The following is a 19,661-nucleotide window of genomic DNA, read 5'->3' on the forward strand; positions in this document are numbered from 1 at the left end:
GAAATAATCGCACTTCGGTTGCATGGCCGTTATGTAACAATCTCCTCCTTCAATGTCTTGCGCACTTGCCGTCCCGCAATTCACGATCATTATAATATGCCGGAAGCCGCGGTTAAATTGGAAGGATGTCTCAGAAACCCCCACAAAGTGGAGCCTAAGCTTCGAAGCGTTTATAAATTCTATAGATGTAAGATAACCGCCATTCCCCGCGCTCGCAGCCTTCACTTCCGGCCCAGCGCATAACCGATCGCCCGCTCGAACCAGGCCCATGGTAGCAGCGCCTTCGCCCACAGCGTCAGCCGGGAGCCCTGGCCGAGCGCATAGCGCAGACGAGGCGACCGGAGCGTCACCAGCTTGCCGATCCGATCCGCCACCTCCTGCGGGTCCGGCGCCGTCTCTCCCGCGCGTCTCGAATAAGCGAGAACCGCCTGCAGCATCGGTGCGTACGGAGAATCCGGGCGGGTGCGGATGTCCGCCAGACCTTTCTTCCAGATCGGAGTCCGGTATGCTCCCGGCTCCACCACGACGACCTTCACGCCGAACGGCGCCATCTCGTGCCGCAGGCTTTCGCTGAAGCCTTCGACCGCATATTTCGATGCTGCATAAGGCGCATAGCCGGGAAAGCCGATCTTGCCGCTGACGCTGCCGATCTGAATGATCGTGCCGCTGCGCCGCTCCCGCATAATCGGCAGCACCGCTTTCGTAACGGCGACAAGCCCGAAGAAGTTGGTCTCCATCTGCTGCCGCCAGGCATCCATCGGCACTTCCTCGACGAACCCCCCGACGGAAAAGCCGGCGTTGTTCACCAGCACGTCAATCGTTCCGTAGCGGGCGGCGACTTCCTCTACGACGCGTTCGATCTGCTCGTGCCGGGTAACGTCAAGCTGCATCACCTCGATCAACGAAGCCGCCCCCCGTTGCCCCGCCTTCTCGAGCAGAGCCGCCTTGTCGCTTGCGTTTCGCATCGTGGCGACGACGCGGTAACCCATCCCGGCCAGCTTGACGGCCGTCAGCAGCCCGAAGCCGCTGGATGTGCCGGTAATGAGCGCAACGCGCTCCGCAGCCTGCAGCTCCCGTTGTGCCATCCGATGCCTCCCCTCCCCTTTGTAAAGTTTGACGTTTCTTATTCCTATTCTCCACGCTTCGCTCCATTCCTGTGCCGGATCCGCATAGCGTTAGCTGTAACCGATTCTTTTTTTGCGGTAAACCGCCGGAGACACCCCCGTTTCCTTGCGAAACAGCCGGGAGAAGTAGTTCGGGTCCGGGATGCATACCATCTCCGCGATCTGCCTCACGGTCAGTTCCTCCGGCTGCTCGAGCAGCCTTCTCGCCCGCTCGATCCGCACATGGCGCAAATATTCGAGCGGACTCATGCCGGTATGCCGTTTCAAGCAGCGAGATATATAGTCCAGATTGTAGTGAAATTGTTTCTCCAGCTGCTCAGCCGCAAAAGGCAGCTGTTCATGCTTGCGCAAGTAGGAGGCCACGGCTGCCGCAAGCTTGCCGGAACGGCTCTCCGCCCTGGTGAGGCTTACAAGCTCTTGAAGATGGGCGAGCAGTTCCGTGAATCGCAGCTGCAGCCGCAGCACCGACTCGACGGCAAGCCTGTCGTGCAGCCGCACCATATCGTCCAGCAGCGGCCATGCCTGCTCCAGCTCCAGCTTGCCGAACTTGGGAATGTAGACCGGCCGCTTCACCGGCTCCCGATCGGAATCCGTCCCTTTCCTCAGCACGAGCGACCAAGGAATTTGCTCCGCGGCCACGCTTGATTTTGCGAAATCGTGCTTGATGTGCACCCAGTACAGCTCGGTATCCTCTTCCGTCGCCCGGTAGCCGACATGTGTCTTGTCCGGCTCGAGCGTAAGGATATGACCGGCTCGCACCTCGTATTCCCGATTATCCTCGGCCATGTAGATGCAGCCCGTTTTGACGAAGAGCACATCGTACAGCCCGAAGCTGCGGGAAAAATGCTGCATGCCCGGCTTCCAGACGGCATGTCCGACCGTTACTAGCTGGGGCAGCGGCGAAACGAACCATTCGAGACATAACATGTTCGCGATATACCTCCCTTCTATTACCCCCTTGCAGGACCGCTGACACCTCTCCCATTTATCGTAGCCGATAATGGAGCAAAGCGAAAGTCGGAATTGTGCTAATTCCGGTCGCTCCCCTCACTGTTGCAGGCAGCCCCCTCTACCCTACACTGAATATATATATTCGCGGCCAGTATCTACCCGGCCCTTACAGGAGGGAACCCGAAATGAGATTTCGCCAAGTGCATCTCGATTTTCATACGTCCGAAGCAATCCCCGGCATCGGCGCCGACTTTTCCAAGCAGCAGTTTCAGGACATGCTGAAGCTCGGCCATGTCGATTCCATTACCATATTTTCCAAATGCCATCACGGCTGGGCTTACCACCCTTCCAAGGCGAACCGGATGCATCCGCATCTGACGTTTGACCTGCTCGCCGCCCAGATCGAAGCGGCGCACGAAATCGGCGTCAAGACGCCGGTTTATTTGTCGGCGGGGCTCGACGAGAAGTTTGCCTGGGAGCATCCCGAATGGCTGCTTCGCCGCCGCAACGAGCAGACGAGCTGGTCGCCGGACTTTTTGACTGCGGGCTACCACGGCTTCTGCATGAATACGCCGTATTTGGACGTGCTCGTCAGCCAGATCGAAGAAGTTGTGACGAACTACGATGTCGACGGCATTTTCCTCGATATTGTCGGAGTGAAGGAATGCTACTGTACGTCCTGTCTGCGAACGGCGCTGGAGAGAGGCGTCGACCCGAGGCAGAAGGAAAACATGCTGCCGATCTGGGAGGAAACGTACGCCCGTTACACGGACCGGACGAACGAAGCCGTTCACAACATCAAGCCGGACGTTCCCGTGTTTCACAACGGCGGTCACATTCCCCAGGGAAGACGCGATCTCGCCAGACGCAATTCGCATCTGGAGCTGGAGTCGCTGCCTACCGGCGGCTGGGGTTACGATCACTTTCCGCTGTCCGCCCGCTATGTGCAGGGACTCGGCATGACGTATCTCGGCATGACCGGTAAATTCCATCTGTCCTGGGGCGAATTCGGCGGCTTCAAGCATCCGAACGCGCTTCGTTATGAAACTTCCCTCAGTCTCGCCAACGGCGCCCGCTGCTCGATCGGCGATCAGCTCCATCCGCGGGGAGCGATGGACGAGGCGACGTACCGGCTGATCGGCGAGGCGTACCGCGAAGTCGAGACGAAGGAAGGCTGGTGCACGAATGCGGCAAACGTGGCCGACATCGCGGTACTGACCGTCGAAGCGGCCGGCTTCATCAAGGAGGGCGAGCACCGATGTCCGAAGCCCGATCAGGGCGCCGTGCGCATGCTGCTCGAGGGCAACTGGCTGTTCGATATCGTCGACATGGAGTCGGACTGGAGCCGGTACAAGCTGCTGCTGCTGCCGGATCGCATCCGCATCGAACCGGCGATGGAAGAGCGGCTTGCGGCATTTGTCCGGCAGGGCGGCAAGCTGCTCGCAACCGGCGTTTCCGGACTGCGGACGGACGGCACCGGCTTCGCCGCCGACTTCGGCGCCCGCTGGATCGAGCCGAATGCGTACCGCCCCGCCTACTGGGTACCGGAGCTCGAATCCGGCGCCGGCTCCGAGCTATCGCCCGGCACCGCCTATGTCGTCTACACCGAAGGGCAAACGATCGAGGCGGACGGCGGCGAGGTGCTCGGTCACCGCGAGCATCCTTATTTCAACCGCGACGCGTTCACCTTTTGCTCGCACCGGCATACCCCCAGCTCCAAACAAAACGGCGGACCGGCGATGATACAAGGGACGGACGGGATTTATATCGCCTGGGACATCTTCGAGGATTATGCGGACAAGGGCAGCCTGTTTCTGCGCGAGACGGTCTCCTATGCGCTCGGCCGCCTGCTAGGGGAGCAGCGGACGCTGCGGACGACGCTGCCTGCACAAGGCGTTACGACGCTCCAGGCTCAACCGGACGAGAACCGCTGGGTGCATCATCTGCTGTACGCTTCGCCGGTGCGCCGCGGCCAGTCGACGGAAATTATCGAGGATATCGTACCGCTGTTTGACGTACAGGCGTCGGTCAAAGCGGATCGCCCGGTCGGCCGCGTTTATTTGGCGCCGCAGATGGCCGAGCTTCCGTTCGAATCCAAGGACGGAACCGTTACGTATACGGTGCCGAAGCTGGAGTGCCATCAGATGGTCGTGCTGCAATTTGCCTGATATAAGTCAAAGACGGAGTCCGCTGGATCGCGGGCTCCGTCTTCGTTTTTGAATATGGCTTGGCAAGCTGCACTACATATGTTCAAACGAGCGCTACAAAACTTCAGTAGGCCTGGTTTTCATTTCGAGATGCTGCGAACCGTCTTCCTTCCGCACTGCGGCGGCAAAACCCCGTTCCTCATCAGTCTCGACGCTATATTCCGGGACCGGCTTCCCGACGGACAAAGCAAACAGCAGCGCTCCGGATTCGATCGCCCGCAAATCGAATGTCTGCTTCTCGCCCTCGTACAGCACATAGTCGACGCCCAGCGTATCGCTTTCGCGCAGCACGCGCCATGCTGGCTTCAGCCGGACGTCGCCGCCCCAGCGTAGCGAGGCGAACAACGTCCTCAGCTCGATGGGCAAGCCGTCAATCGCTATCGTTGCGCCAGATTCGGACGAAGCAGCGCTCACGCGATCGAGACAGCCGCCGATCTCAAGCCTTAGCCGCAAATCGGACGCCCGGATCGAGCCGTTCGTCTTGTCCAAGCTCGGATGCGTGTCGCCGCCGTCCGTTATAAACCGGATGCCGAACAAAATGTCCGGACCTGCCTGAACGCTTTCGAATACGGCGGAGCTGAAATCGTAGCCGTCATGCAAAAACCGCAGATGGACGTATGTCGGACTGCCACTGTTATCGAAATAGCCGACCAGTACCCGGCACTGGTTCCACAAGATTTCCTTGCGGAACGTGCCGATCGCATACTGCGGCGTCATATATGTGGTCGCCCACTTCTCGAGGCCGCGCCCGGAATCGCGAACGTACTGCCGCCGCAGCGATACTTTCCGCCGCGCCGTAAACCGTTCCAGGAACCGCTGCGGGCAAGCGATGCCGCCGCGATACCATTCGGCGGAATAGTGCAGCTTCTCTGCCGGCGGCAGTCCGATCCGGCCGCCTGTCGCAACATGCAGAAACGACTTCGTTTCACCGCCAAGCAGCGTCCGATAGCCGCGGCTGTGCGGTCCGGCCCATTGCCCGGTCACCGGATGGAAATGCTCCGCCGTCATTTCCCAAGCCAGATCGAGCAGTTCGTCGCTCATCCGTTTCGCCCGCTCCGATGCCGCCAGCGCCCGAATGCGCGACAGCTCCACGATCGAGACGACGGCATACGTCGGACTGTTGTACTCTTGAAACGCCTGCAGCTCGAGGGTAAAATCGTAAAATTTCGCAAGCCGCTTCAGCCCGTATTCCGCGTATGCGCCGATTCCGTAATGCTCTCCGGCGACGAGCGTCACGAATGCGCCCATAATGGCGATATTCGTGTACGACGGCCCTACGTCCCGCTTTATGATCGCATCGCAGGCGCAGCTTATCGCCAGCTTCACTTTACTGCGAAGCGGCTCGCCCAAACGCGCGCCGTGACGCACTTCCGCCAGCAGCAGCTGCTTGCCGCAAAAATCCGCCCAGTTCCAATCCGGCGGGGACATTTGCTCCAGCGGCTCCTCGTAAAACCACGGCCATATGCCGAATGTGGAACGGCTCCGGTCGGTATCCTGAAGCGCAATAATGGTCTCGATGATGTCGAACGCCCGCTGCTCGTATTCCGGCAGCTCGGTATCGAGCAGCGCCAGCGCGTAAATCAGATTGATGTACGTCCCGTGTACGTAATCGACGTCTTTCAGCGTCGTGTGATAACCCGGGCTGCTGAAAGGTACGCGCAGCAGCTTCGTTTCCGGGTTGTACTGCGGCTCCCAATCGCGCACCCGTTCCACCAGCAGCCGTTCATGGTCGATCGGACTGGTTTCGTTCATGCGGCATGCACCTCCAAAATCTCGCATCGGATCATTCCAGCTCGTCCGGCCGATTGTCTGCGCCTCGTTTGGCCCATTCCGCCTCCCTGTATTCGCTCGGGGTCAGACCGGTCATTTTTTTGAAAATGCGCGTAAAGCTGTTGACGTTCGCATAACCGACCGCTTCGGCGATATCGCGGATTTTGCCGTTTGTTTCCGCGAGCAGCTCCTTCGATTTGCAGATGCGGATTTCCATCAAGTAGTCGATGAAATTGCCGCCCGTATAATCTTTGAACATTTTGCTCAGATGGGAGACGCTTAACCGGAACCGCTCCGACAAATAGTTAAGCGACATGTCGCCGTGCATGTAATTGTCGCGGATAAACCGCGTAATTTTGTCGATCGTCTCGGTTTTTTCCCGGCTGGCGCGTTTTTGGCGGATGCGTTCGATCAGACCGGTCAGCATGCCGATCGCAAACGAACGGATTTGTTCCAGCGTCTCGTGCTGCGCCAGCGTCTCCTGCAAGCTTTGCGTCGGCACAAGCTCATCCTGGCTTAACCCGAGCTCGCCGGCGACCCCGGCCGCCTTCATGAGCAGCTGCACGACGAGCTGCTTGATGACGTCGGGGGGCGTCGCGGAGGAAGCCATCGCTTCGAACCAGCTCCACGCTTGCTGGCGCAGCTTGTCTTCGTCCGGCAGCTTGAGCGAATCGATGATGCTGTCGGTCATGGCAAGCAGCTTATGAAATTCCCCGGCGCGGTAATCCTGGATGTCGTCGGCGGAAATAATCGCGTTGTTGCCCAAAACCAGCTTGTATTTGAGCGCCTCCACCGACTGCTTGTGCGACAGCGGAATGTCGCGCATCTCCCGAACCTCGCCACCGATGCCGATCGTAATCGTCCGGCGGAAATATTGCTCGGCGAACTGCTTCAGCATATCCGCAACCGCTACGGCCCTTACCGAATGCATCTCCTCGTCGTCGTCCTCGAAGCTGATCAAGATCGCACACCGGCCGTCGTCCCATTCGATCGCCGCCCCGCGGCTCTCCGCGTTGATCAGCTCCTCCGCCACATTGCAAAGCGCGTAGGCATACAGATGCAGATCGGCTGAAGAAGCGATTTCGGACTTGCGGTCGAATTCCGCGCTTAACACGATAAAATGGTTCGGATGCAGCTGAAGGCCGACCAAATCCATCACCTGGCGCATATCGCGCGAATTCGGCGGGTATTGCGTCAATATTTCCGTCAGCAGCCGCCATTTCATGATCGGCTTCGTTTCTTTGATCTGCTTCTGCAGCTGCTCGCTGTCGGCCAGAATGGTTTGCACGACCGTTTCAAAGTAAGCGAACTCGTTGCCGTGGCCGGCGCCATCCGCAGCATAGCGCGGGTGTTTCCCGAGCTTGCCCGACAGGCTGGCGACGAACCGGTTGAACGGCTTCAGCGTCCAATAACCGACGAACGCGGCCAGCAGCGCCGCAGCGGCGAACAGTGCGGCAGCCACGACGACGAGGACGTTGCGAATGTTCGCGAGCGGTTTATTCAACTGAATTTCCGGTACCACGTTGACGATCTTCCACCCCGTAAACGCCGATGTGACGTAAAAGACGGTGCTGGCCTGGCCGCCCGACTTCGTGCGGAAGTAGCCTTCCCCGGGCTCGCCCAGAACGCCGGAGACGACCGGCGTTTCGCTCGCATCGCGCCCGAGCCTGGTTTTGTCGGCGTGGGAGACGATCGTCCCCCGGGCGTCGACGATAAACGTCTCGCCCAGCTCCCTGTGCTCGGCATCGCTCAGCAGCGCGTGCAGCGACTCCTCCTTGATGTTGACGGCGACGGCGCCGCGCCGATAACCGGTCGAATGGATCAGCGGATACGTACGGACGAGCGTGGCGACATTGCGATAAATCGGAAACGACGAGCCGCCAATCGACAGCCGCCGCGTTGTCAGCCAGTTCGAATATCCTTCGTACAGCTCGAACTGGGATATCCATTGATAATCGTCGGGGATGTCCGAGTCAAGCAGCATATTGTTGGAAAACAGCCGCTTCCGGCTGTATGAATACAAATCGATCGAAAACACATACTCCCCGCCGTTAATGATGCGGTTCAGCAGCGCGTTCAGCCGGTAGTCGTTTTCGCGCGCCTCGTCGCGGTCGTATCCGGCGTCGAAAAACATCTTCACTTCGTCCGTGCCGAGCATCTGAATCGTCTCGTTGTCGATGATTTGCAGCATAAGCTCCATTTTGTGCTCGATCTGCCCTAGCAGCGCCATATGCGTGTCGGTCAGCTCGTATTTGAGCCGGCTTGTCGTCACCTTGTACGACAAAAACGAGATGACGGAAACGACGAGGAACAGGAGCGCGACAAGCACGAAAACCGTTCGTTTCGTAGACCGGTACCGAAACATGCCCATTTCCCGTTCCCCCCTTCCGCCATCGCCTTTTATTTGAAATCGGCTTTATGTTTGTCGTACCATTCCTGCGCAAGCTTCTCCGCATTGTCGCCGCCGAGCCGCTTCCACTCTTTGCGGATGTCGCCGAGCGCACTGTCCGCCGAATAATTCGGCTGCGTGACAGTTTTCGCGCGGATTTCGTCGATCGTTTTCTGGAACGAAGCTTTCAGCTCGTTAATTTCGATAATGTTCGGCTGGTACGGAATGTCACGCCGGAACTTGTTTTTGAGCGCCGTCTTGAGTGATTCGACCTCGAGCTTCGCGATCTGCTGCGACAGGGCATCCTGCGCCGCCTTGACCGGCAAATCCTCCGGCTTCTCGACGAGCGGCTTCAGCACCGCATATTCGGCGGCATACGCCACTTCTTTTTTGAATTTGTCGGCGTCGGTTTTTTGCGGGATGCCGTTCACCAGCTTGTAGTGAACCCCTTCCTGTCCGTACGTCAGCGGGAACCAGCCCTTGTCGACGAGCCAATCCAAATATTGCACGGCCGCCTTCGGATTTTTCATATTTTTGTTGAACGCGACGTATATGTTCGCCGGCGTTTCCTGATACAAGCCGTATTTGCCGTATTTCGTCGCCACCGGCTCGAGCGGAACCGGCTTCGCGGCCGGATCGTTCAGCAGCAAATCCTTCACCATCGCGGACGTCGTTCCGCCCCACTGGCATAGGCAGATGCCCGCTTTGCCGGTCGTCCACAACTGCTTCGCGCGGGAATTGTCTTTGTCGGTAAAATATTCTTTGTCGGCGAGGCCGAGCTCGTATATTTTTTTCTCCGTGGCGAGCGAATCGCCGTAGCGGTCCGTCGTCGGCCCGTATTTCATTTTGCCGTTTTCCAAATACCAGTCGACCCAGGTGATGCCGTGCATCGCGTTGTACGCGTCTCCGGTCGTGTAGCCGATGATCGGCACCGTATCGGCTTTGCCGTTGCCGTCGGGGTCGCCGTCTTTGAACGCCTGGGCGACCGCGATCAGCTCCTCCATCGTCGTCGGCGTTTTCAGTTTCAGCTTGTCGAGCCAGTCTTGCCGTATCCACATGCCGTGGTTTGCGACGGAGCTTACCGTTCGCTTTGTCGTAGCCGCATACATTTTGCCGTCGAAGCTTATATACGGCTTCAAGTCCGAGTTTTCCTGCAAATATTTTTTGTACGACGTGCTGTATTTCTCGATATATTCGTCGATCGGCTGAATGACGCCCTGCGTCACGAGGTTGCCGATATAATTCCGGTCGTACTCCCAGATCAGGTCGGGCGCCTGGTTCGAGGCAATCAGCACATTCAGCTTATCCTGCGCCTGGTTGCGCGGAACCGGAACGATTTTCACATTCACGCCGGACTGCTCGCGAATCCATTTGACCCAGCGGTTTTCCTCGTATGTGCCTTCGTCGCTCGAGACTTGCCCCCGGTCGAACATCGAGACGCTGACTTCCTTCGGCAGCTTGTCGTATTTGTCTCCGCCGGACCCCGCGCCATCCCCGGCCGCTCCTTCCGATCCCCCTTTGGAGCAGCCCGCCAAAGCGGCGACGGCCGCCAGCAAGAGCGGGAGCGCGGCTTTCACCCATTTGTTCGAATGCGCTTTCATCTGAAGATTCCTCCCCTTTTCATTTCATTGTACTACAGTTCGGTAAAGCGGCAGGTAGAAACGTTTCGCTTCACCCTTTCACCGACCCCATCAAAACACCCTTGACGAAATGCTTTTGCAAAAACGGGTATACGCACAAAATCGGTACGATCGCAATTATGATCGACGCGGCACGAATGCTCTCCGGCGTAATCGACGCCTGCTGGACGCCCTCGCCGTTTGTCGTATTGAGCAGCTGCGAGCTTACGTTCTCAAGCATCTGGTACAGCTTCACCATCAGCGACAGCTTGTCGGTGCTTTTGATGTAAATGAGCACGTTCATATAGGAATTCCACCAGCCTACCGCGTAAAACAGCGTCAAGGCGGCGACGACCGGCAGCGACAGCGGGAGAATGATTTTCCACAACACAGTCAGCTCTTTGGCCCCGTCGATCGCCGCCGATTCCTCCAGCTCCTCGGGAAGCCCTTCGAAAAACGTTTTCATAACGAACATGTTGTAGACGCTGATGAGCGCGGGCAGCCACAAGCCCCAATACGAATCGATCAAGCCCAGAGCGCCGACGAGCAAAAAGTTCGGGATCAAACCGCCGCCGAACAGCATCGTGAACAGGACGCCCATCAGCATGACGTTTCTCCCCTTAAGACGCCGCTTCGACAGCGGATACGCCGCCATAATGGTGAACAGCATGTTCAGCGCGGTGCCGACGACGGTAATAACGATCGTATTTTTCATCGCCACCAGCAGCTGTCCGTCGGCGATCAGGTTTACATATGCGTCGAGGCTCAGATCAACCGGCCAAAACGACACTTCGCCGGCATTGATCGCCCGGCTGCTGCTGAGCGATACGGCGATCATATTCACGAACGGAAGCAAAGTGGCGAGCGCAAACAGCGCAAGCAGGAAAGCGTTTAATCGTCCGAACCAGCGCGACGAACCGCTCATTTACCACAACCCCCTTTCTCCCATCGCCCGGATGAGCCGGTTGACCGTTACGACCAGAATAAGCGACACGACCGATTGAAACAGGCCAAGCGCCGTCGTGTAGCTGTACTGCAGGCCGACGATGCCGCGCTTGTACACATACGTGCTGATCACTTCGGATACGGCGGTTACAGTCGAATTTTGCAGCGCGTAGATGTGCTCGAAGCCGACATCCATCATCCGGCCCATTTGCAGAACGAGCAGGATCGCTACGGTGCTGCGGATGCCCGGTAGCGTTACGTGCCATATTTGGCGCCATTTGCGCGCGCCGTCCATCGCAGCCGCTTCGTATAGATGCGAATCGATCGACGCCATGGCGGCGAGGTACAAAATCGTGCCGAACCCCGCTTCCCGCCATATGCTCGAGCCGATGAAGGCGACCGGCCACCAAAACGTGCTGGCCATGAAATAAATCGGCTCCAGCCCGACAAGCTTGAGCAGGGCGTTTACGATGCCGGTGCTTGGCGACAGCAGCGCGATGACGATGCTGCCGAGTACGATCCACGACATGAAGTGCGGGATGTACAGCAAATTTTGCAGCAGCCGCTTGTACCATTCCTTCCGCAGCTCGTTCAGCATGATCGCGAGCGCGATCGGCACCGGAAAGGCGAACACGAGAATGTACAAATTGAGCAGCAGCGTGTTTCTTAAAATGAGCCAAAAATCGCGGCTCGTAAACAGCTTGCGAAACTGCTGCAGCCCGACCCACGGACTGTTCCAGATGCCGTCGGCGAGCCGGTAATTTTTGAACGCCATCACTTCGCCGAACAGCGGCGCGTACTTAAACAGCACGAAGTAAATCACCACCGGAACGAGCAGCATATAAAGCATCCGATCCCGGCGCAGCCGTTTGCGCCAATCCGATTTCGGCTTCGGGCCGGCAAACGCCGACGCTTCTTTCGATTGCGTGTTTGCCGAGTAGTCGGCGATTTGGTCCATATCCCTCCTCCTTTTCTTGACGAGTCGCATGCTCTTGCCCTCAGACGGAGCGACCGGCGAATCGTCGTTTTGACCATACCAGCCGCGGGGCGCCACAGGAAAGCACCACTTTTTATTCGGTCACTCCCCTTTTCGCCGGGCACCCCTTCCTTTTTTGCGATCGTCTTCTTTTTTTGTTCGGGCGGGGGAAAATGGCGCTTCGGCGGGCTTGCCGCATCCGAAAAAAGCAGCTGAAGCTTCAGCAAAACTCAGTCCGGCTGCAGATCAGCTTGTCTTAGGACGCAAAAAAAGGAGCCTGCGCGAATGCAGACTCCTTGCCGACTGGCTTCATAAACAACGTTATTCTTTCTTGCTTGCCTTCAGCATTTCGCCGAGCGCCCCGATCGAACCGAGCGTCTCGACTGCTTTGGTCGGGATGAACACTTTGTTCGCCGCCCCGTTCGAAATGTCCGACAGCGCCTCCAGCGAACGGTACGTCAGCACGTTCTCGTCAAGCCCGGCTTCGCGCAGCAGCTCGATGCGCCGCTTCTCCGCCTCCGCAACGGCCTGAATCGCCTTCGCCTGACCGAGCGCCTCCAGCTCCTGCGCCTGGCGCAAGCCTTCCGCCTCGCGGATGCGCGCTTCCTTGTCGCCTTCGGCCTTCAAAATTTTACTCTGCTTGTCGCCCTCGGCGCGCAAAATCATATCCTGCTTGGCCGCTTCCGCCTCGAGCACGATCGCCCGCTTGCTGCGCTCGGCCTTCATCTGCTTATCCATCGATTCCTGAATGTCGGTCGGCGGCTGAATGTCGATGACCTCGACGCGTTCGATCCGCACGCCCCACTTTTCAGTCGCTTCGTCGAGCGCGACGCGAATGTCGGTCGATATTTTTTCGCGGCCGGAGAGCGTTTCGTCCAGCTCCATTTTGCCGATAATCTGCCGCATAGTAGCGGTCGAAATGTTGCGCACCCCATACACGTAATCAGAGATGCCATACGTAGCCTGCTCCGGACCGGTGACTTGGTAAAAAATGATCGTGTCGATCTGCACCTGCACGTTATCCTTCGTAATAACCGTTTGCGGCGGCACGTTCGCCTGCTGGATGCGCAGATCGTGATACGTGCGCACGTGATCGATGATCGGCACCAAAATGTTGACGCCCGGCGTAAGCAGCCGGTTGAACTTGCCGAGCCGCTCCACAACGCCGACCCGCTGCTGCGGCACGATCTTGATCGAAAGCGCCGCTACCGCAATAACCAGAATAATAACAATGATGACAAGTATGCTACCCATACTAAACCTCCCCTTTCCATTTATCGACCCGGAGTGTAGCGCTTCCCCTTTCGACGACAACGACCGTGTCGCCTTGCGCAAGCGGCTCGCCTGTAATCGAAACCGCACTCCACGTCTCGTTTCCCACCTTGACGATGCCGGGCTTTCCTTCCTCCGCCGGCTCCAACACGATGCCCGGCTTGCCGACCAGCTCGTCGACTGCGTCACTAAACCCTTTCGACGAACGGAAATAACGGGTGATCGGCTTCGTGAACGTGGTTAACACGAGCACGACCGCGCAGCCGGGCAGCACTTGCCAAACGAAGGAGTCCGTGACGAATAGAGCTAAGGCAGCCGCCACGACAGCGCCAATCGCAATCCACAGCAAATAAAACGTCAGCGTCATCATTTCGATCACAAGCAGCACGGCGGCCACGATGAGCCATATCGCCCAAAGTTCCATAGAGCATCCCCCCTTTTTTTAATATCCCCCACAATGTGAAGTCCAGGCTCGGAAGCTGGGGGCTCCCCCGAAAGTAAAATAGTTTCGTTTCCCACCATAACCAACCTATGTCCAAAAACCACCCGGTATGTTCATGACTTTATTCGTCACCATTTTACACATTTCCTGCTTGCTCGCGCATATTGGAGGCTTCGTCCCGATGGGCCTTCTCCCGCTGCCCGATCTTCCTCGCGCGGTATTCGAAATACGGCAAGGCGAGCAGGCTAAACAGAGCGACAACAATTAGAGCTATAAACATCCCGCCGCGAATATCGTCGACGGACAAGACGATCAGCAGCGTACCGATCCGCGTGACGCATATAAGCGTTTCCCTCCAGACGAGCAGGTTCGCCTGTTCACGCTCCTTGAACGTCTTGATCCATTTGAATTGCAGCGTGTTCCAAGCGGCGATAACGCAGAACATGCCAACCGCCGTAAGCAGATTGGAGACGATGAGCACCGGCTTCGCCGGGAAAAGCACGATCAGGAAGCCGCACGTGACGAGAACGCAGCCGACGAACAGCAGCGTAAAATCTTTCAGCGCATACCGGCGGTACACGTACAAGCCGCCGAGCGTCGCCAGCGTATATAAACCGTTCAGACCGGCGATCCAAAATTTGTTTTCGGTTACGCTGAACGTAAAGACGAGCAGAAACAGCTGCTGAAACTGCAAAAAGACGCCGGCCGCAAGGTTCGCCGCGGAATGCCACCGCAGTCCCGGCTTGCGCCTAAGCTGCCGCCACAGCCAGCAGAGCATGGACGGACGGTCCGCCTCGCCGCCCTCGACGTTCAGCGATATTTTCGGCATTAGGAACGAAAAGGCAAGCATGCCCAGAAGAAACACGAGCATGAGGATCGAGGTGCCGAAATAACCGGCGTACGCTATAATAATCGCCGACAATAACGGGACTGCCAGCGTAACGACCTGCTGGATGCTGCCTGCCGTCGAAAAGTAACGGCCGAGCTCGGCGCTCGTGCCGCTCATCGAAACGCTCAAATTTTGCGCCGACGAGAAAAAGCCGTACATGATGCCGACCGGCACTCCGATGCATGCGATCCACAGCATCCGGTTATCCAGCTCGAGGAACGTGAGGATGACAAATGCGCCCGCCCCGGCGACTGCCGATACCGCCAGCAGTGTCCGTATCGTCGTCTTCGACAGCAGGTAAGCCGCGAAGGCGAAAGCGAAAGCCCAAGATACATACAAAATCAAATTGTACCAGGCGACTTCGAATATAAGGCGGTTTTTCTCCCAAATAAACAAGTTGATAAAGATCCCGACATAAACGAAAATCGTATAGCTCATCATGTTCATAATGAGCCATCTTCTAAGCGCGTCTGACATGCTGTTGCCTCTTTCCGCCCGATTGTAGCCGGCTGCCATATACGGGCATACGCGGATGCCCAACGCTAAGTATACGATCGATTGCGGTGTTCGGCTAGTGGGTCCGAGCGACAAATTTCGACCGCGCCAAAAACCCCTATTTGCCGATGCGAATAGGGGTATCGGGGGTTAGGCTGCTCTGTTCCTTACTCCGGGTTATGCTCAAGAACGACCGCGACGCCCTGGCCTCCGCCGACGCATAGCGCTGCCAGTCCGTAACGCAGGTTCCTTCTCCGCAGCTCGTAAGCGAGCGTCAGCAAGATGCGCGCTCCGCTCGCTCCGACCGGATGGCCGAGCGCGATCGCTCCGCCATTCACGTTCGTTTTCTCGCGATCCAGACCCAGCTCGCGCTCCACGGCCAAATACTGCACGGCGAATGCTTCGTTGATCTCGACCGCGTCCATATCGCTTACGGCGAGTCCGGCTCGCGCCAGCGCCATTCGCGCCGCCGGAACGGGGCCGATGCCCATCACGTCCGGCTCCACGCCGGCGATTCCCCATGAAACGATCCGCGCGAGCGGCTTCCGTCCCTGCAGCCGGCTATTCCCGGCCAGCACGAGCGAAGCTGCGCCGTCGTTAATGCTGCTGGCGTTGCCCGCCGTTACGGTACCGCCGTCGCGCTGGAAGGCCGGCTTCAGCTTGGCCAGCAGCGCAGCCGACGTATCGCGGCGTATTTGCTCGTCCAGCCCTACCTGGGCAGGTCCGCCGCGGCCGGGCACCTCCACCTGGACGATCTCCTCCGCCAGGACGCCGTCATCCGCCGCCTTCGCCGCCCGCAGATGGCTCAGAGCCGCGAGCTCGTCCTGCTCCTCCCGGGAGATGCCGTAGCGCGAGGCGAGCCGCTCCGCGGTCATTCCCATGCCGCAGCCGATATAAGCATCGGTCAGCGTATGCAGCAGCATATCCTCCAGTTGCAAATTGCCGAGCTTCATTCCGCCGAAGCGGCTCGTGAAATCGGCGTGCGGCGATAGCGACATATTTTCCGTGCCACCGGCGAGGCATACGCCCGCTTCTCCGAGCCGGATCATTTGCGCGGCGGAAATAACCGCCTGCATCCCGGAGCCGCACAGCCGGTTCACGGTCAGTGCCGGCGTTTCCACCGGGATTCCCGCCTTCAGCGCGATATGCCGGGACGTATACGAGGCGTCCGTTCCCGAATGAATGACGTTGCCGTATACGACCTGCTCGACGCTCCCCGGCTCCACGGCGGCCCGGCGCAGTGCCTCCTTCGCGCTGTGCAGACCGAGCTCGGTCGCGCTCACCTGCCGCAGCGATTGCCCGAATGCGCCGAACGGCGTCCGGGCTCCTTCCAGTATATACACCTGCTCTGTCATGATTCGCTCTCTCCTTTTCGCCCCCGGATCAATTGAAGCAGCGCCTGCTCCCGTCTCGAAGCTTCCCGCTGCCGCGCTTCCCCGTCTCCATATTCGTAAAATCCGGCTCCGCTCTTGAAGCCGAGATGTCCTTGCCTGACGCTGGCCGAGATGACCTCCGGCGCTTCCCGGTCCCCGCCCAGCAGAGGAAACAAATTGCTCGTCACTTTCTCCCAAATGTCGAGTCCGCCGTAATCGGCGATCGCAAACGGCCCGTTCAGCGCCCAGCGCAGTCCCGGCCCTTCCGTCATCGCCCGGTCGATCTGCTCCGCATCCGCTACGCCGCAACTGAGCAGATGGCATGCCTCCCGCAGCACCGCCGCCTGCAGCCGGTTGGCGATAAAGCCCGGGCAGTCTTTCTTCAGCACGACGGGAGCTTTGCCGCAGCTAACCATCAGCGCTGCCGCGCGCTCGACGACACCTGGCTCCGTATCCGGAAGTCCGACTACCTCGACAAGCGGAACAACCGTCGCCGGGTTGAAAAAGTGGGCGATGAGCAGCCGGTTCGCAAACGTCTGTCCCTGTGCCAGCGATTCCAGCGGCAAGGTTGACGTATTCGAGGCCACAATGGCGTCATCGGCCAAAAACGGCGCGATAGCGTGCAGCAGCTCCCGCTTCGTCTCCAGCTTCTCCGGTCCGGCCTCAATAACGAAGCCGGCCCCCTTGACTGCGTCTGCAAGCTCCGATGACAAGCGGACGCTGCCCGTCCCAAACGCAGGCTTCGCCGCATCGCCGTATGCTGCGGGCTCCCCCTCCGCTGCGGCAACGCTTATTCCGCGTTCGGAGAGCCGCTGCCGCACGTTAAACAAGACACTGCCGTTAGGATCGTAAAGCGCGACAGGGAATCCGTGCGCGGCGAACAGCTCGGCAATGCCGCTTCCCATCGTTCCGGCGCCAAGAACGGCAATACTTACAGTCATCGTAAAACTCCTTTCCGGCGTTTCGCCGCAAGATGGCTTCAGCCGTTATATGGCTGATCCGTGTATCCGCAAGCGCTATTGCGCCGTATAGCCGCCGTCGATGACGATCGCTTGACCGGTCACGCCGCCCGCCCTGCCGCTGGCCAAAAACACGGCGTAATCGGCGACCTCGCGGACGGAAAGCAGCCTGCGCTGCGGCACGAGCGGATAAATGACCTCCTCCAGCACGCGCTGCGGGTCGATCTGCCGGCTGCGCGCCAAATCGTCCAATTGACCGCGGACGAGCGGCGTATCCACATAACCCGGGCATAATGCATTAACGGTAATGCCATGTGCCGCCCCTTCAAGCGCCGCCACTTTCGTCAGCCCGATCAGGCCGTGCTTGGCGCTATTATACGCCGCTTTTCCGGCAAAGCCGACGAGCCCGTTAATCGAGGCGATATTGAGAATGCGTCCGAACTGCCGCTGCTTCATCGCTGGAAACACATGCTTGATCGCCATAAAAGGAGCGGTCAGCATAAGTCGCACCATTTTTTCAAACGTGTCGGTCGGAAACTGCTCCAGCATGGCGACGTGCTGCATACCGGCGTTGTTGACAAGGACGTCGATCCTGCCGTACTTCTCGCAGGCATAGTCCAGCGCGCGGATCAGATCGTTCTCATCGGAAACGTCGCAGCGGACTCCGATGCCGTCATACCCTTGCTTCGTCAATCGGTCCGCCGCTTCCTCCGCCGCCTTCGCATGCAGGTCGCTCATAACGACCGATGCCCCCTGCTCCGCGCAAGCTTCGCCGATCGCGTAGCCGATGCCGCCGGCCGCCCCCGTGAGGAACACAACTTTGCCGCTAAGCTCCCCCGCGGCTCCGCGCTCAGTAAGCATCGGTAATCACCTGTTCGTCTACATGGAGCACCGGCTCGACCGTATTCTGCACCTCGCTGACGGTACAGCCCGCCGCCACCTCGCGCAGCACCAGCCCGTTTTCCGTCACGTCCATGACGGCTTTGTCCGTAATGATCCGGTGCACGACTCGTTCGCCCGTCAGCGGCAGGCTGCAGCAGTTGACGATTTTCGGCTGGCCGTTCTTCGTAACGTGCTCCATAATGACGACGACTCGCTTCGCCCCGTGCACAAGGTCCATCGCGCCGCCCATTCCTTTCACCATCTTGCCCGGCACGAGCCAGTTGGCCAGATCGCCGTCGCCCGACACTTCCATCGCCCCGAGAATCGCCAGATCGATATGTCCGCCGCGGATCATCGCGAACGATTCGCTGCTGTCGAAGAAGGCGGCCCCTTCCAGGGCGGTGACTGTCTCCTTGCCGGCATTGATCAAATCCGGGTCGACTTCGTCCTCACGCGGATAAGGCCCGATACCGAGCAAACCGTTCTCGGACTGCAAACTCACCTTCATGCCGTCCGGAATATAGTTCGCAACGAGCGTCGGCATGCCGATTCCCAAATTGACGTAATAGCCGTTCGCAAGCTCGCGGGCGGCCCGTTTGGCGATTGTTTCCCGAAGCGTTTGCATCGCGTCTTTACCGGCAGCGTTCATCCTGCTTCGCCTCCCCTCGTCGTCCGTTTCTCGATCCGTTTCTGCTGCGCGCCGACGACCAGCCGCTGCACATAGATGCCTGGCGTATGAATCGTATCCGGGTCAAGCTCCCCCGTCGTCACAAGCTGCTCAACCTCGGCGATCGTTACGCTGCCCGCCGCGGCCATGACCGGGTTAAAGTTGCGGGCCGTCTTCCGGTATACGACATTGCCGCCAAGATCCGCCTTCCAGCCGCGAATCAGGCTGAAATCGGCCTTCAGCGCATGCTCGAGCAAATACGTCCGGCCGCCAAACTGCCGAACCTCTCGCCCTTCGGCGATCGGCGTACCGACTCCCGCCGGGGTGTAAAACGCCGGAATACCGGCCCCGCCGGCCCGGATGCGTTCGGCCAGCGTCCCTTGAGGCACAAGCTCGACCTCCAGCTCGCCGGACAACATCTGCCGCTCGAACTCCTTGTTCTCGCCGACGTAGGACCCGATAATTTTCTTGATCTGCTTCCGCCGCAGCAGCAGCCCGAGCCCCCAATCGTCGACGCCGCAGTTGTTCGAAATCACGGTCAGCCCTTTGACGCCGGACTCGGCCAACGCCAAAATCAAATGCTCCGGAATGCCGACCAGTCCGAACCCTCCGACCATAACGGTCGCATCATCGCGGATGTCGGCTACCGCTTCGCCATAATCGGCGTAAACCGGCTTGCTCATACGATCACTCCTTTAATA

At 58.8% G+C, this 19,661-nt stretch carries 16 protein-coding genes; 1 reads left to right on the top strand and 15 read right to left on the bottom strand.

What is annotated here, in order from left to right:
• Positions 1 to 221: 221 nt before the first annotated feature.
• Complete coding sequence (locus D7M11_RS21215; protein ID WP_120749261.1) at positions 222 to 1,085, bottom strand: SDR family oxidoreductase; 864 nt, start codon at positions 1,083 to 1,085, stop codon at positions 222 to 224.
• Positions 1,086 to 1,175: 90 nt separating this feature from the next.
• Entirely contained in the window at positions 1,176 to 2,051 is an 876-nt protein-coding gene (locus D7M11_RS21220) for an AraC family transcriptional regulator (protein WP_120749262.1), read from the bottom strand.
• A gap of 209 nt (positions 2,052 to 2,260) precedes the next feature.
• On the opposite strand from D7M11_RS21220, the gene D7M11_RS21225 reads away from it, so the two are divergent.
• A complete protein-coding gene (locus D7M11_RS21225; RefSeq protein WP_120749263.1) occupies positions 2,261 to 4,243 on the top strand; it encodes an alpha-amylase family protein in 1,983 nt (660 codons plus the stop codon).
• Between the two features lie 93 nt (positions 4,244 to 4,336).
• Here the strand turns inward: D7M11_RS21225 and D7M11_RS21230 are convergent, their stop codons facing one another.
• From D7M11_RS21230 to D7M11_RS21290, 13 genes are all read right to left on the bottom strand, one after another.
• Positions 4,337 to 6,034 carry a hypothetical protein gene (locus tag D7M11_RS21230; RefSeq protein ID WP_120749264.1) on the bottom strand — a complete coding sequence of 566 codons (1,698 nt, stop codon included), beginning with the start codon at positions 6,032 to 6,034 and terminating at the stop codon, positions 4,337 to 4,339.
• A 31-nt stretch (positions 6,035 to 6,065) separates the two neighbouring features.
• Positions 6,066 to 8,423 (bottom strand): helix-turn-helix domain-containing protein, encoded by a 2,358-nt coding sequence (locus D7M11_RS21235; RefSeq protein WP_120749265.1) that lies wholly within the window; start codon positions 8,421 to 8,423, stop codon positions 6,066 to 6,068.
• A 29-nt stretch (positions 8,424 to 8,452) separates the two neighbouring features.
• Positions 8,453 to 10,042 carry an extracellular solute-binding protein gene (locus D7M11_RS21240; RefSeq protein WP_120749266.1) on the bottom strand — a complete coding sequence of 530 codons (1,590 nt, stop codon included), beginning with the start codon at positions 10,040 to 10,042 and terminating at the stop codon, positions 8,453 to 8,455.
• 70 nt (positions 10,043 to 10,112) lie between these two features.
• Positions 10,113 to 10,985 carry a carbohydrate ABC transporter permease gene (locus tag D7M11_RS21245; RefSeq protein WP_120749267.1) on the bottom strand — a complete coding sequence of 291 codons (873 nt, stop codon included), beginning with the start codon at positions 10,983 to 10,985 and terminating at the stop codon, positions 10,113 to 10,115.
• Entirely contained in the window at positions 10,986 to 11,963 is a 978-nt protein-coding gene (locus D7M11_RS21250) for an ABC transporter permease (protein ID WP_120749268.1), read from the bottom strand.
• Positions 11,964 to 12,302: 339 nt separating this feature from the next.
• Positions 12,303 to 13,235, bottom strand: a complete 933-nt coding sequence (locus tag D7M11_RS21255) for an SPFH domain-containing protein (RefSeq protein WP_120749269.1) — start codon at positions 13,233 to 13,235, stop codon at positions 12,303 to 12,305.
• A 1-nt stretch (position 13,236) separates the two neighbouring features.
• Positions 13,237 to 13,677 (bottom strand): NfeD family protein, encoded by a 441-nt coding sequence (locus tag D7M11_RS21260; RefSeq protein ID WP_120749270.1) that lies wholly within the window; start codon positions 13,675 to 13,677, stop codon positions 13,237 to 13,239.
• A gap of 154 nt (positions 13,678 to 13,831) precedes the next feature.
• Complete coding sequence (locus tag D7M11_RS21265) at positions 13,832 to 15,061, bottom strand: MFS transporter (RefSeq protein ID WP_147433473.1); 1,230 nt, start codon at positions 15,059 to 15,061, stop codon at positions 13,832 to 13,834.
• Between the two features lie 185 nt (positions 15,062 to 15,246).
• Positions 15,247 to 16,434 carry an acetyl-CoA C-acetyltransferase gene (locus D7M11_RS21270; protein WP_120749272.1) on the bottom strand — a complete coding sequence of 396 codons (1,188 nt, stop codon included), beginning with the start codon at positions 16,432 to 16,434 and terminating at the stop codon, positions 15,247 to 15,249.
• Positions 16,431 to 17,393: a 3-hydroxyacyl-CoA dehydrogenase family protein gene (locus D7M11_RS21275; RefSeq protein ID WP_120749273.1), complete on the bottom strand. Its 963-nt coding sequence runs from the start codon at positions 17,391 to 17,393 to the stop codon at positions 16,431 to 16,433. The genes D7M11_RS21270 and D7M11_RS21275 overlap by 4 nt, the downstream gene beginning before the upstream one ends.
• A 75-nt stretch (positions 17,394 to 17,468) precedes the next feature.
• Positions 17,469 to 18,272: a 3-hydroxybutyrate dehydrogenase gene (locus D7M11_RS21280; RefSeq protein ID WP_120749274.1), complete on the bottom strand. Its 804-nt coding sequence runs from the start codon at positions 18,270 to 18,272 to the stop codon at positions 17,469 to 17,471.
• The gene (locus tag D7M11_RS21285) at positions 18,262 to 18,918 is read right to left on the bottom strand and encodes a 3-oxoacid CoA-transferase subunit B (protein WP_120749314.1); all 657 of its coding nucleotides are present in this window, start codon (positions 18,916 to 18,918) and stop codon (positions 18,262 to 18,264) included. Before D7M11_RS21285 ends, D7M11_RS21280 begins: the two co-directional genes overlap by 11 nt.
• A gap of 20 nt (positions 18,919 to 18,938) precedes the next feature.
• The gene (locus D7M11_RS21290; protein WP_120749275.1) at positions 18,939 to 19,643 is read right to left on the bottom strand and encodes a CoA transferase subunit A; all 705 of its coding nucleotides are present in this window, start codon (positions 19,641 to 19,643) and stop codon (positions 18,939 to 18,941) included.
• Positions 19,644 to 19,661: the final 18 nt, after the last annotated feature.

The organism is Paenibacillus ginsengarvi (genome assembly GCF_003626695.1).
In the GTDB taxonomy this organism is placed as follows: domain Bacteria; phylum Bacillota; class Bacilli; order Paenibacillales; family NBRC-103111; genus Paenibacillus_AB; species Paenibacillus_AB ginsengarvi.